Annotated in this window: 11 protein-coding genes; 4 read left to right on the forward strand and 7 right to left on the reverse strand. The window is 64.6% G+C overall.

Annotation, left to right across the window (positions count from 1 at the left end):
• Positions 1–2 precede the first annotated feature (2 nt).
• A complete protein-coding gene (locus NLM27_RS39690) occupies positions 3–1,106 on the reverse strand; it encodes a CaiB/BaiF CoA-transferase family protein (RefSeq protein WP_254148439.1) in 1,104 nt (367 codons plus the stop codon).
• Positions 1,107–1,116: 10 nt separating this feature from the next.
• Positions 1,117–2,286, reverse strand: a complete 1,170-nt coding sequence (locus NLM27_RS39695; protein ID WP_254148440.1) for an acyl-CoA dehydrogenase family protein — start codon at positions 2,284–2,286, stop codon at positions 1,117–1,119.
• A gap of 125 nt (positions 2,287–2,411) precedes the next feature.
• Here NLM27_RS39695 and NLM27_RS39700 point away from each other — a divergent pair, with 125 nt between their 5' ends.
• Entirely contained in the window at positions 2,412–3,332 is a 921-nt protein-coding gene (locus NLM27_RS39700; protein WP_254148441.1) for a LysR substrate-binding domain-containing protein, read from the forward strand.
• Positions 3,333–3,558: 226 nt separating this feature from the next.
• Here NLM27_RS39700 and NLM27_RS39705 read toward each other — a convergent pair whose 3' ends face one another.
• Both NLM27_RS39705 and NLM27_RS39710 read right to left on the reverse strand, forming a co-directional pair.
• Positions 3,559–4,833, reverse strand: a complete 1,275-nt coding sequence (locus tag NLM27_RS39705) for a cytochrome P450 (protein ID WP_254148442.1) — start codon at positions 4,831–4,833, stop codon at positions 3,559–3,561.
• A 183-nt stretch (positions 4,834–5,016) separates the two neighbouring features.
• Positions 5,017–6,282 carry a cytochrome P450 gene (locus NLM27_RS39710; RefSeq protein WP_254148443.1) on the reverse strand — a complete coding sequence of 422 codons (1,266 nt, stop codon included), beginning with the start codon at positions 6,280–6,282 and terminating at the stop codon, positions 5,017–5,019.
• A 312-nt stretch (positions 6,283–6,594) separates the two neighbouring features.
• On the opposite strand from NLM27_RS39710, the gene NLM27_RS39715 reads away from it, so the two are divergent.
• Both NLM27_RS39715 and NLM27_RS39720 read left to right on the forward strand, forming a co-directional pair.
• Entirely contained in the window at positions 6,595–7,740 is a 1,146-nt protein-coding gene (locus NLM27_RS39715) for a YjgN family protein (RefSeq protein ID WP_254149039.1), read from the forward strand.
• Between the two features lie 3 nt (positions 7,741–7,743).
• Positions 7,744–8,853, forward strand: a complete 1,110-nt coding sequence (locus NLM27_RS39720) for a M48 family metallopeptidase (RefSeq protein WP_254148444.1) — start codon at positions 7,744–7,746, stop codon at positions 8,851–8,853.
• Between the two features lie 240 nt (positions 8,854–9,093).
• On the opposite strand, the gene upp is transcribed toward NLM27_RS39720, so the two are convergent.
• From upp to NLM27_RS39735, 3 genes are all read right to left on the reverse strand, one after another.
• Positions 9,094–9,723, reverse strand: a complete 630-nt coding sequence (upp, locus tag NLM27_RS39725) for a uracil phosphoribosyltransferase (protein ID WP_254148445.1) — start codon at positions 9,721–9,723, stop codon at positions 9,094–9,096.
• Positions 9,724–9,859: 136 nt separating this feature from the next.
• Positions 9,860–11,092: a URC4/urg3 family protein gene (locus NLM27_RS39730; protein WP_254148446.1), complete on the reverse strand. Its 1,233-nt coding sequence runs from the start codon at positions 11,090–11,092 to the stop codon at positions 9,860–9,862.
• Positions 11,093–11,099: 7 nt separating this feature from the next.
• Positions 11,100–12,356 carry a GTP cyclohydrolase II gene (locus tag NLM27_RS39735; RefSeq protein WP_254148447.1) on the reverse strand — a complete coding sequence of 419 codons (1,257 nt, stop codon included), beginning with the start codon at positions 12,354–12,356 and terminating at the stop codon, positions 11,100–11,102.
• 318 nt (positions 12,357–12,674) lie between these two features.
• Between NLM27_RS39735 and NLM27_RS39740 the strand changes: the two genes are divergently transcribed.
• Complete coding sequence (locus tag NLM27_RS39740) at positions 12,675–13,802, forward strand: threonine synthase (protein WP_254148448.1); 1,128 nt, start codon at positions 12,675–12,677, stop codon at positions 13,800–13,802.

A 13,802-nucleotide genomic window follows, 5' to 3' on the forward strand; every position in this document is an offset into this window, starting at 1 on the left:
TCTTACTTTTTGGACTTTGGCTTTTCGCCGATCGCGGGCACAGCGCCGTAGGCGCGCGTCTCGCCGACGATGATCGGCGCCGGCGCGGGATAGCTGACGCGGCCGTTCGGCGTGTCCACCTCGATGCGGCGCAGATGCGGATGGTTGGTGAGGTCGGCCATGGTGTTGACCTCCGCGAAGGCGATGTCGGCGTCGGACAGCCGCTTCAGCAGCTCATCGCGCGTCATCTTGCCGAAGGCATCCGCCACCGTCTTGTCGGTGAAATCGCGGTTGCGCACGCGCTCGACCATGTTGGCGACGCGGGGATCGGCCGGCAGGTCCGGCTGGTCCAGAACCTTCACGCACAGCGTCTTCCACTCGCGCTCGCTCTGGATCGAGATCAGGATGTCCTTGCCATCCTTCGAGGTGAACACGCCGTAAGGCGCGATCGATGGATGGCGCAGGCCCATGCGCTTGGGCGGATTGCCGGCTTCGGAATTCAGCAGCGGCACGGTGCACCAGTCCGCCATCACGTCGAACATGGAGATACGGATGTCGGCACCCACGCCCGTGCGTCCCCGCGCGATCAGCGCTTCCAGAATTGCCGCATGCGCGGTCGCGCCGGTCGCGACGTCCACGATCGACATGCCGACGCGCGAGGCGCCATCAGGGTTCCCGGTGATCGAGGCCAATCCGCTCTCGGCCTGGATCAGGAGATCATAGGCCTTGCGGTGCGCGTACGGGCCTTCGTCACCATAGCCGGTGATCGTGCAGGAGATCAGTTTCGGATAGTCCTTCAGCAGGCGCTCACGCGAAAAGCCGAGCTTGTCCATCGAGCCGGGCTTGAGGTTCTGGATCAGCACATCGGCGCTGGCGATCAGCTTCTCGAGCTCGGCGCAGCCTTCTTTGGTGGCGAGATCGACCACGGCCGATTGCTTGCCGCGGTTGAGCCAGACGAAATAGCTGCTCTGGCCCTTGGCCGCGGCGTCATAGCCGCGCGCGAAATCGCCTTCCGGCCGCTCGATCTTGATGACCTCCGCGCCGGCATCCGCCAGGCGCGAGGAGCAAAACGGCGCCGCCACCGCTTGCTCGACCGCAATCACCCTGATCCCGTCCAATGCACCCATGATGGCTGCCTCAGTACGAGCGGGGCATGCCGAGCACGTGCTCGGCGACGAAGGAGAGCACGAGGTTGGTCGAGATCGGCGCCACCTGATACAGTCGCGTCTCGCGGAACTTGCGCTCGACGTCGTATTCCTCGGCAAAGCCAAAACCGCCATGGGTCTGGATGCAGGCATTGGCCGCTTCCCAGGACGCGTCCGCCGCGAGCATCTTGGCCATATTGGCCTCGGCGCCGCAGTCGAGCCCGGCCTCGTATTTTCGCGTGGCCTCCTTCACCATCAGCTCGGCCGCGCGCATCGAGGCGTAGGCCTTGGCGATCGGGAACTGGATGCCTTGATTCTGGCCGATCGGCCGGCCGAACACCGCCCGCTCCTTGGCGTAGTTGGTGGCCTTCGCAATGAACCACTTTGCATCGCCGACGCATTCGGCGGCGATCAGGATACGCTCGGCATTCATGCCGGAGAGGATGTAGCGAAAGCCCTTGCCTTCCTCGCCGATCAGATTTTCCGCCGGCACCCTCATGTCGGTGAAGAACACTTCGGTGGTGGCGTGATTCATCATGGTGCGGATCGGGCGGATCTCCAGCCCGTTGTTCTTGGCTTCGCGCATGTCGACGATGAACACGGAAAGTCCGTCCGTGCGCTTCTTGGCCTGCTCTTTCGGCGTCGTGCGCGCGAGCAGGATCATCAAATCGGAATGCTCGGCACGGCTGGTCCAGATCTTCTGGCCGTTGACGACGTAGCTGTCGTTGCCATCCTTGCGCGCAAAGGTCTTCAGCGATGAGGTGTCGGTGCCGCTGGTCGGCTCGGTGACGCCGAACGCCTGAAGGCGCAATTCGCCGCTCGCGATCTTCGGCAGATATTTTGCCTTCTGCTCGTCATTGCCGTGCCGCAGCACGGTGCCCATCGTGTACATCTGGGCGTGGCAGCCGCCGCCATTGCAGCCCGCGCGCTGGATCTCTTCCAGGATCGCCGCGGCCGCCGAGAGCTTGAGGCCCGCGCCGCCATATTCCTCGGGGATCAGCACCGAGAGATAGCCGGCCTGCGTCAGCGCATCGACGAAGGCTTTCGGGTAGGCCATCTCGCGATCGAGCTTGCGCCAGTATTCGCCGGGAAACTGCGCGCAGAGCTTGGCGACGGCTTCGCGGATGTCGGCGTGATCTTCGCTGTGGTGTTCTTGACTCATGGCGTTTCCAATCGATAGCGGCAGTTAAGATAACGCCAGCCGATCCTCTGGCGTTGTGAAAACATCGCCAGCCCCCTATGCTCATTTGCTATAGCGTATGGAGTAGCCTTCCAGGATTGGCAAGCATGGATTTCCGACAGCTCAGGACCTTCAGTTGCGTCGCGGAGCTCGGCAGCCTTTCCAAGGCGTCCGATACGTTGCGCGTGGCGCAGCCGGCGCTCAGCCGGCAGATCAAGCTGTTGGAACACGAGCTGCGTACCGAGCTGTTCACCCGCAATGGCCGTGGCATGGTGCTGACCGAGGCCGGCCGTCTGTTGCTGGCGCGCACCTCCGGCATCGTGCGGCAGATCGACCAGATCCGCGATGACATCCAGTCGACCAAGGGGCCGCCGTCCGGCCAGGTCGTGCTCGGTCTGGTTCCAACCGTCAGCTGCGTGCTGTCGGCGCGCTTTGCGCGGCGCAGCGTCGAAAAGTTTCCCGGCATCTCGCTGCGCATCGTCGAGAGCTACAGCGGCCATCTCGTCGAATGGCTGCATCGCGGCGAGATGGACCTTGCCATCCTCTACGGCCGCTCCGCCGACCTGCATCTCAACGTCGAAAGCTTGGGGCGCGACAACATCGTCGCCGTCGGCCCGCGCGGCTGTGGCCTCGCGCGCAAGAAGAGCGTCGACATCGGCTGGCTGCTGCGGCAGCGGCTGGTGCTGCCCAGTCATTCCCATGGCCTCCGCGCGCTGATCGAGCACGCGGCCGCCCAGCGCAAGATCAAGCTGAACGTCCAGTTGGAAGCGGATTCCTTTCGCGTGCTGACGAGCCTGGTCGAGGAGGGACTCGGCTTTGCGCTGCTGCCACCCTCGTCGGTCCATGGCGAGGTCGCCGACGGACGGCTGGAGACCGCCGTTGTCTCAAAGCCGATGACGCGCGAGCTCATTTTCGCCTCTCCGATCGACCGCCCGGCCTCGACGGCCTCGCTGGCCATCACCGCACTTTTGCGCGAGGAGGTCGCCGCCTGCCGCAAGGAAGGCCTGTGGGATATCAAGTTGAGTTAAGATGCAGGGGTGTCGTAGAACAGTTAGGCGCCGCCTTGCCTTCGCATCTGGCGCGAGCTGTCATGCCGGAATTTTATAGCTGGGAGTCGCCGCGCTTGCCGCTGCGGCCGTGACGCGCATATGCATCCAAAACCTCGTCATTGCGAGCGCAGCGAAGCGATCCAGACTGTCTCCGCGGAGGGATTCTGGATTGCTTCGCTGCGCTCGCAATGACGGAGGATGGAACCTACCCCGGAATTCGCACCGGCAGCGACTCATATCCCTTGATGAAGCTCGAATAGATCCGCTTGGGCTCGCCGACCACCTCGATCCGGTCGAACCGCTTCAGCATCTCCTCCCAGACGATGCGGAGCTGGAGCTCGGCGAGGCGCATGCCGACGCAGCGGTGGATGCCGAAGCCGAAGGAGAGGTGGGTGCGCGGCCGCGGGCGGTCGATGATGAGGTCGTTCGGCTTCTCGAACATCGCCTCGTCGCGGTTGCCCGAGACGTACCACATCACGACGCGGTCGCCCTTGCGGATCGGCTTGCCGCCGATCTCGGTGTCGGCAAGTGCGGTGCGCCGCATGTGCGCGAGCGGCGTCTGCCAGCGGATCACCTCCGGTACCATGGAATCGATCAGCGCCGGATTCTTCCGCAGCATCTCGTACTGGTCCGGATTCTCGTTCAGCGCCAGCACCGAGCCGGTCATGGTGTTGCGCGTGGTGTCGTTGCCGCCGACAATGAGCAGGATGATGTTGCCCATGAGGTTGTCGGGGTCCATGTGGCGCGTGGCCTCGTTATGGGCCATCAACGACAACAAATCGTTGCGCGGTGCGGAGTTGACGCGCTCGTTCCACAGCTTCGACATGTAGGCGTAGCACTCGTCCATCTCGCGGCGGCGCTCTTCGGCCGAGGCGACGATGCCGCTCTTGGGCAGCGCGGTCGAGACGTCGGACCAGCGCGTCAGCTTGCGCCGCTCCTCCCAGGGGAAATCGAACAGGGTCGCCAGCATCTGCGTCGTCAGCTCGATCGAGACGCGTTCGACGAAGTTGAAGGTCTCGTTGCGCGGCAAATTGTCGAGCACGGTCTGCGCGCGCTGCCGGATCAGCTTGGCCAGCTCGTCGAGATGCGTTGGCGTGAACATCGGCGACACCGTCTTGCGCTGCGCCGAATGCCGGGGCTGATCCATGGCGATGAAGCTTGGCCAGTCGTAGCCCTCGGGCACGTCTCGGATCGAGATGCCACCGAGCGTCGAGTCCGAGGAGAAGGTGCCGTGATTGGTGTCGACATGCATGATGTCGTTGTACTTCACCACCGACCAGTAGGGCTCGATCGGCGCGTTGGTGCAGTAATGCACCGGCTCTTCCTGGCGCAGTCGCTCGAACCACGGCCACAGCGTGTCGTCCTGGAACAGCCTGGGCGCGCCGGGGTGGAATTGCGAAAGCGGCGTCGCATAGGCTTCCTCGCGGGCCCGGCGTATGCGTTCGGCCTTGTCCACGTTAACCGACGCTTGGATGTTCATGGTCGTGGCTCCAGTTGGTCTTTCTTCGCCTCTCCCCGCTTGCGGGGAGAGGCCGGAATTCGAGCGAAGCTTGAATTCCGGGTGAGGGGGACTCTCCGCGAGTCCAATTCTCTCCGTCCCCGTGGAGACTCCCCCTCACCCCAACCCTCTCCCCGCAAGCGGGGAGAGGGAGAGTTCTTTCACTCATGCCGCAATCTTCACCGGAAGGGTTTCAAGACCCTTTACGAAACTCGAATAGACGCGCTTGGGTTCGCCGACCACATCAATATGGTCGAAACGCTTGAGAATTTCCTCCCAAATAATCTTGAGCTGGAGTTCAGCGAGCCGCAAGCCCACGCAGCGGTGGATGCCGAAGCCGAAGGAGAGGTGCGTGCGCGGGCGGGCGCGGTCGATGATGAAATCGTAGGGCTTTTCGATCGCCGCGTCGTCGCGGTTGCCCGAGACGTACCACATCACGACCTTGTCACCCTTCTTGATCCGCTTGCCGCGGAACTCGAAGTCGGAAAGCGCCGTGCGCCGCATATGCGCGAGCGGCGTCTGCCAGCGGATTACCTCGGGCACGAAGCTGTCGAGCAGAGCAGGGTTCTCGCGCAGCTTGCGATACTGCTCCGGATGCTGGCTCAGCGCGTAGATCGAGCCCGACATGGTGTTGCGGGTGGTGTCGTTGCCGCCGACGATCAAAAGGATGAGATTGCCGAGGAAATTTTTCGCATCCATGTCGCGTGTCGCTGCGCCATGCACCATCATCGAGAGCAAGTCGCTCTTCGGCGGCTGCTCGGCACGTTCCTTCCAGAGGCGAGAGAAGTAGGCCGCACATTCCGCGAGTTCGGCCATCCGTTCGTCGTCGGTCGCGACAAGACCGTCGGGGCCGGGAATGGTGGTGGCGATATCGGACCAGCGCGTCAGCTTGCGGCGATCTTCCCAGGGGAAGTCGAACAGCACGGCCAGCATCTGCGTGGTCAGCTCGATCGAGACCTGATCGACCCAGTCGAACACCTCGCCGCGCGGGAGATTGTCGAGACATTCGGCCGAACGCTTGCGGATGTTGAGCGCGAGATTGTCCAGATGCGTCGGCGTGAACATCGGCGCTACGGTCTTGCGCTGTGCGGCGTGGCGCGGCGGATCCATCGAGATGAAACTCTCGCGGCGCAGGTCCGGATCGACGTCACGAATGGTGATGCCGCCGAGCGCGGAGGCCGAGGAGAAAACCGAGTGGTTGGTCTCGATCTCCATGATGTCGTTGTAGCGCGTCACCGACCAGTACGGCCCGAACATCGAGTCCTTGCAGTAGTGCACGGGATCTTCCCGGCGCAACCGATCGAAATAGGGCCAGAACGTATCGGTCCTGAACAGCTCAGGATCGCCCGGATCGAATTGCTCCAGCGGCAGTGACGACGCACGTGCGCGAAGTGCATCGAGCTTGGCATCGCTCTCGATGGTCCCATGCATGACCGCTCTCCCTGGCACCAACCGCGCGTTCTCGTTGAATTCTGCGCTGCGGTATTTGATTTGCAATTACAGCCGGTTGTCTGCGCCGGAGCAAGGGAGAGTTTTGCCACATCCAACCTTTGCGAGAGGGTTTGAACGGCCGTCACGGAGATGTGTCAGCGTGATCTCCCGCACGCCGTTCGGTGGCAAATCGTGCAAGAAACCCACTGGAATCGAGGTAAATCGAACCCGCCCATCTTGGGGATCGACTAACCTCTGATCTATAGTTTGACCGTAACAGATACTCATCCCGAGGTTGCCGCCGTGAACGACATGCAGTGGGTCCCCATTGGCTCCGAACCCTTACCCCCGCCACTGCCCCCCACGCGGGTCGATTTCACCGGCAACCGCTCCGAGTTCCGCAAATTGGTCATCAAGGGTGCCATGCTGGAGCTCGTCACCTTCGGGTTCTACCGGTTCTGGCTGGTCACCGACATCCGCCGTCATTTGTGGACGCACACAGCGGTCGACGGCGATGCCGCCGAATATACCGGACGGGCCAAGGAGCTGCTGGTCGGCTTCCTGTTCGCACTCGCGATCCTGGTGCCGATCTACCTGGCTTATTTCCTCATCGGCATCGAGTTCGAGCGCTGGCAGGGCTTTGCCTCGACGCCGCTGTTCATCAGCTTTTACGCTTTCGGCCAATTCGCGATCTTTCGCGCGCGGCGCTACCGCCTGACCCGTACGGTCTGGCGCGGCGTGCGGTTCTGGATGGACGGCTCGGGCTGGGCCTATTCGTTCCGGGCCATGGCGTGGGGCCTGCTGGTGTTCCTCACGCTCGGCCTGGCGCTGCCCTGGCGCGAGGCCGCGCTCGAACGCTACAAGATGCAGCACACCCATTACGGCGATCTCGCCGGCGATTTCGAAGGCGACGGCTGGACGTTCTTCAAGCGCGGCTGGTGGCTGTGGCTGCTCAGCCCGATTGCGATCGTCATCTTCCCGCTCGCACCGTTTTTCTACGCCGAGTTCAAGGCACGCGAATGGCGCTGGTGGCTCGATGGCATCCGTATCGGCGGCGTCAGCCTGTCCTCGCAATTGCCGCACGATGCGTTCTACGGCTTGTACTGGAAGGTGATCGGCTGGTGGACGCTGCTCTCGGCCGTTTTCGGTGCCTATATGGTCGGCGGTATGTTGCTGGTCGTCACGCTGAGCGGCGTTCCGGCCGAGGAGATGTTCGGGGGTGACAACGCCACCAAGAGCATCCCGATGGTGGTGATGATGGTGATCGGCTATTTCGCGGCCGCTCTTGCCATCAACATCGTCATGCGCGTCTATCTCCAGCGCGATCTCTGGGCCAAGGTGCTGGAGACCGTCGAGGTGCACAACATCGCGGCCACGGCGGATGTGCGTGGCAGCGGTCAGCTCGCCGGCGCGCTCGGCGAAGGTTTTGCCGATGGACTGGACGTTGCAGGATTTTGAGCCGTGAGTGAGTTGTCGACCGAGGCCCCGGCGCAGTCCGTAAAGCCGACGATCTTCTTCGATGGTGTGTCGAGCCGCAGGCGGCAGGTGACGCTGATGCTTGGTGACGCGCTTGGGATCGCCGAGGAGGGCGGGACGCCGGTTAGCTGGGCCTATGCCGATATCCGCCGCGCCGACAGTCCCGCCGGCGTTCTGCGTCTTGCCTGCATAACCGCGCCACCGCTGGCGCGGCTCGAGATCCGCGACGCCGCGCTGGCCGCCGACGTGACCGCCCGCTGCATGCGTCTCGACGAGCACCAGACCTCGCGCCGCGGTGTCGCAAAAATCGTCGGCTGGTCGGTGGCTGCCGCGGTCTCCATCGTCTGCGTCGTGCTGTTCGGCGTCCCGCTCGCCGCGGATCGTCTGGCGCCGCTGGTGCCGAAGCCGGTCGAGCGGCGGATCGGCGATGCCGCCGAGGTGCAGATGAAGACCATCTTCGGCCGCAGCGTGTGCGAAGACCCCGCCGGCAAGGCCGCGTTCACGAAGCTCGTCAACCGCCTGCGCGATGCCGCCGGCCTCGACGACGATTCCATGACGGCGGGCGTGCTGCCGACAGCGGTCCCGAACGCGTTCGCGCTGCCGGGCGGCAAGGTGTTCGTGCTCAAGGGCCTGCTCGACAAGGCAGAGAACCCCGACGAGCTCGCCGGGATTCTCGCCCACGAGCTCGGCCATCTCAAGCATCACGACAACATGCGCGGGCTGATCTACAACGGCGGCACCTCGTTCCTGATCGGCCTGTTGTTCGGCGACGTCACCGGCTCATCCGCCGTGATCTTCGCCTCGCGCAGCCTGGTCGAAGCTTCCTACTCGCGCGAGGCCGAGACGGGCGCGGACACATTCGCCATCGACGTCATGCACGCGCTGGGCCGCTCGCCAAAACCCGCGGCCGAGCTGATGTTCCGCATCACCGGCAAGGAAGGCGGCGGCCTCACGTCGATCCTGGCGAGCCATCCGCTCACCGAAGACCGGCTCGCGCGCATGACGAAGGAAGACCGTCCCGCCAGCGGCCCGCCCTTGCTGACGGACAAGGAATGGCAGGCGCTGAAGTTGATTTGCGGCAGCGGGAAGATCTGAAAGTTAGAGATTGATGAGATCAGGTTCGAATGCCGCAACGAGGGAGGTGTGCTCCCTCCCCCGCTTGCGGGGGAGGGTTGGGGAGAGGGTATCTCCGCAATCGAGAACCCCTAAGAGGAAAGAGCCCTCACCCGGCGCGGGGACGATGCTTCGCATCGCCCGGACGCGCCGACCTCTCCCGCAGGCGGGAGAGGTGCACCGAGCCCGCGGCCGCCTGATTCAACCTAAGCCCATTCCGCTTTATCGCGTCCCGTAGGCGCGGTCGCCGGCATCGCCGAGGCCGGGCAGGATGAAACCGTTCTCGTCGAGGCCCTCGTCCACCGCCGCCGTCCAGATCGGGACGTCAGGATGTAAGCCGCGCAGCCGCTCCAGTCCTTCCGGCGCGGCGATCAGGCAGGCGAGGCGGATGTCCCTGGCGCCGCGTTCCTTCAGCCGGTCGATGGCCGCGACGGCCGTGTTGGCGGTGGCGACCACGGGCGTTACCACGATCGCAAGCCGCTCGCCGAGATCGGACGGCGATTTGAAGAAGTACTCGACCGCGGCAAAGCTCTGCGGCTCGCGATAGAGGCCGATATGGGCGATGCGGGCGGTCGGCACCAGATCCATCATGCCGTCGACGAAGGTCGTGCCGGCGCGCAGCATCGGCACGAACACCAGCTTCTTGCCGGCGATCTTGGCCGAGTGCATCGTCGCCAGCGGTGTCTCGATCACGGTATCGGCGAGCGGCAAATCGCGCGTCACCTCGTAGCACAGGAGCATGCCGATCTCCTTGATCAGCTCGCGGAAGGACTTGGTCGAGATGGATTTGTCCCGCACCAGCGTCAGCTTGTGCTGGACGAGGGGATGATCGACGATGGTGACGCCTTCCATGACGGGCTGCTCCTGAAATTCATCGCGTCGTCATTGCGAGCGCAGCGAAGCAATCCAGAGTCCCACCGCGGAAAGATGCTGGATTGCTTCGCTGCGCTCGCAATGACGCGCGTGGTCGCAAATCTTTGTCCATGCTCTAAAACACCGTGCCGTCGCTGATCACCTTGAGCGGCGGCGCACCGTCGGGCCGGCGCGCAAACGCAATGGCGCGGCCCGCGGCCCAGGTGCCGCCTTCGAGAATGCTCGCGAGCGGTAAAGTCTCGGCCGTGCGGCCGAGCTTGGCGCGAACGAGTTCGGCCATCCGGTCGAGCAGCGCGACGGTCAGCGCGCGCCATTCGACGACGAGCAGCGAATCGACCGCATGCGCGCGCCCGGCATCGGCGGGATCGCGCAGGCGCAGCACCTCGTGATCGACGAACAGGCCGCCATTGCGATATTCGGCAAGCCCGGTCAGGCCGTCGATGTCGGTCACATCGAAGCCCGCGCGCTGCAGCGGCTCGATCAGCGAGTAGCTCAGCCATTGCGACAACTTGTGCAGTGGCACCAGCCCTGTCGTTTCGTCATTCGCCTTGATCGCCGGATGGCGCCAGCAATCGCCGAGCGGGACGCCCGCGAGCTCCAGCCGCGACGGCCAGATCGGCCCAAGCTGGTTCAGCACCGCGGACAGGATCGCGGGCGCGGCAATGGCGCCGCTATTCGCCTGCGCGGCGATGTGATCGAACAGCCCGCCCGGCCGCGGCGTATCGCGCAGTCCGAACACGTCCGAGCGCCCGGCCACCAGCTTGCCCAGTCGTCGCAGCAGATCGATGCGTCCCTCGAGGCCGAGCAACGGATTGGCGTCGGTCACTTGAAAAGCGGATGTAAGTGCGGCGAGCGGCAGTTGCGCGAGCGCGTCCGCTCTGAATGGTGCCCGGGCATCGCGAGAAAAGAGGCCACCTGAAAACATGTCGAGGCTCGCGATTGCGAGCCCCTCGGAGCGGCCGATGCTCTGTCCCGTCGTTGCGTCGTGGTATCGCCACGCCGCGCCCGCGCCGGCATCGAGCAGCACGCTGACGATGGCAAGGTCGAACTCCGCGCGCGCACGGGCCGCGCGATCAGGCCACGATGCCGCGTCGGCAAGCCGTGCCCAGCGATCGACGCCGCCAAGCACAAAGTGCCGCCAGCGCGCGTGGAAGGGAATGTCCAGCGTTGGATAGGCCTTTCGCGTCACCGCGAGCACGGCCTCCGCGACGCCGTCCATGCGATCAAGATCAACAGTGAAATGGTTCAGCCCGCCGTCAAGGCCGAGCTCGAGCATCTGCCCGGCCCGCGCGCGAACCGCCGCTGCGGTGAGCAGCGCGCGCGCCTCTCGTTCCAAAGCTTCCGCCATCGCGTGATCAGTATTTTTCCAGCGAACGTCCGACCACGCCGCCCACATCCTTCTCCGGCGCGATGTCGGTCGAGTAATAGCCGGCCGCCTTCTTCGCGGCGATCTCGACATAGGCGTCGGCGGGGATCAGCTCCGGCGGGATCGGCACGCGCTCGACGATGTCGATGCCCTGAGAGGTCAGCGCGTCGTATTTCATGTCGCTCATCGACAGGAAGCGGTCGATGCGGGTCAATCCGAGCCAGTGGATGGTGTCGGGCATCAATTGCTGGAAGCGCGCGTCCTGGACACCGGCGACGCATTCGGTGCGCTCGAAATAGGCCGCGGCCGCGTCGCCGTCCTCCTGTCGTTTGCGGGCGTTGTAGACCAGGAATTTCGTGACCTCGCCGAGCGCGCGGCCTTCCTTGCGGTTGTAGACGACGAGCCCGAGCCCGCCCTCCTGTGCGCCGCGCGCGGATTCCTCGATGCCGTGGATCAGGTAGGGCCGGCAGGTGCAGATGTCGGACCCGAACACGTCGGAGCCGTTGCACTCGTCATGCACGCGGCAAGTGATTTTTGTGCGATGGTCCGGCAGTTTTGTCACATCGCCGAACATGTAGACGGTGGTGCCGCCGATCGGCGGCAAGAACACTTTCATGTCCGGCCGCGTCACCAGCTCGGGGAACATACCGGCGGTCTGCTCGAACAGTGTGCGTCGCAGCTCGGTCTCGCTGGTGCCGAAGCGCTCTGCGAGGCCGGGCAGGTACCAGACCGGATCGATCGCGATCTTGACGACCGACACGCTGCCATTGGCATGCACGACCTCGCCGTCGGCGCGCAGCCGCTTTGCGGCGAGCGCCTCGCGGATCTCCGGCAGGTCGAGCCGCGCCCGCGTCACCGCGATGCTCGGGCGGATGTCGGCGCCTTCGGCGATCTCCTGGCGAAAGTTCTCCGCGACGAGATGCCCCCAGGGATCCAGCGCGACGATTTTTGCGGGATCACTCCACTGCGGGAACGGGCCGATGGTCGCGGCCGGAAAGGTGTTGGTGAGATCGGGGCGCCTGATCGGATCGAGCGCGCCGGCGGACACCGCGAGCGCCCGGTACATCGCGTAGGAGCCACCATGGCTGCCGATCACGTTGCGATCCCCGGCGCGTGACACCGTGCCGATGATCGGCCCCCTGGCACGGGCGTCCGCGGCGCCCCAGTGGATCGGGAAGGCGGCCTTCCGGCCCGGCTCCGGATGGGAGGTCAGGCGGATGTGGTCGGTACGGTTCGCGCGGCTCATGTCCAGGCTCCCAAAAAGCCAATGGCCCGCCGCTGGGACGGGCCTGGCTCGGTCGCGTTGCCAGTCGAGGATCCCGGCGACGCAAGCTCAATCCAACATATTGTAGCGGCCCTCGGCGACAGACAAGTTAATCGTGCGGGGCTGCCAGCGGTCGTTGCGGCGCCCGTCCGGATCGGTAAACGACGCCAAAACGCAACCTATATCTATGTAATTGTTTGAATTTTTGAAGGGGCGGCTCCGCGCCATCCAAACAGGCGGCTGGATAAAACCTGCATATTCGGACATATCGGGCGGATCGGCTCTGTCCCGGAGAACGCCATGCCCACCGCCAGCTACATCGATCCCCGTAACGGCAAGCTCTATCCGCTCGACCAGCCGCGCTGGTGCTCGGACGAGCGCACGCCGCTGCTGGTGACACCGGGAACGGGGATCTCGCGTGACGATATCGACCGCGGCACGCGCTCGCTATGGCGCTATCGGGCGGCGCTGCCGGTCGAGATCAAGAATCCGATCACGCTGGGCGAAGGCTGCACGCCGCTGGTTCAGCAGAGCTGGGGTGAGCTGCGCCCGTTCTTCAAGCTCGAATGGTTTAACCCGACCGGCAGCTTCAAGGACCGCGGCTCGGCGGTGATGCTGTCCTTCCTGCGCCAGATCGGCGTCGATGCCATCCTGGAAGACTCTTCCGGCAACGGCGGCTCGTCCATGGCGGGCCTCGGTGCCGCCGGCGGCATGCGCGTGAAGATCCTTGCGCCGGCCTCGACATCGCCGGCCAAGATCGCGCAGGTGCGTGCTTACGGCGCGACGGTGCAGCTGGTCGAAGGCCCGCGCGAGGAGTCGGAGGCCGAGGCGATCCGCCAGTCGAGCCGGACGTTTTATGCCAGCCACAATTGGCAACCGTTCTTTCTCGAAGGCACCAAGTCGCTCGCCTATGAAATCTGGGAGGACCTTGGCTTTCGCGCGCCCGACAACGTCATCGTTCCCGTCGGTGCCGGCAGCAGCCTGCTCGGTTGCGCCTTCGGCTTCCGCGAGCTGCTGAAAGCCGGGCAGATATCGAAGCTGCCGCGGCTGTTCGCGGCGCAGCCGCTGAATTGCTCGCCGATCGATGCGAGCTTTCGGGCCGGCGTCGATACGCCGGTCACGCGGGACGTGAACAAGACCATCGCCGAAGGCACCGCCATCAAGAACCCGCTGCGTCTGCGCGAGATCATCGGCGCCTTGCGCGAGAGTGGCGGCGGCACCATCGCGCTCACCGAGGACGAGATCGTCGCCGCCCTGCGGCGCCTCGCGCGGCAAGGATTGTTCGCCGAGCCGACCAGCGCCAGCGCGGCTGCGGCGCTGGAAAAACTGTCCGGCGCAGGCACCATCAAGGCGAACGAGACCACGGTGGCGGTGCTCACCGGCACCGGCCTGAAGGCCGCAACGACGGTGGCCGATCTCGTGCAATAG

Origin of the sequence: Bradyrhizobium sp. CCGB12, from assembly GCF_024199845.1 — a bacterium.
GTDB lineage: Bacteria > Pseudomonadota > Alphaproteobacteria > Rhizobiales > Xanthobacteraceae > Bradyrhizobium.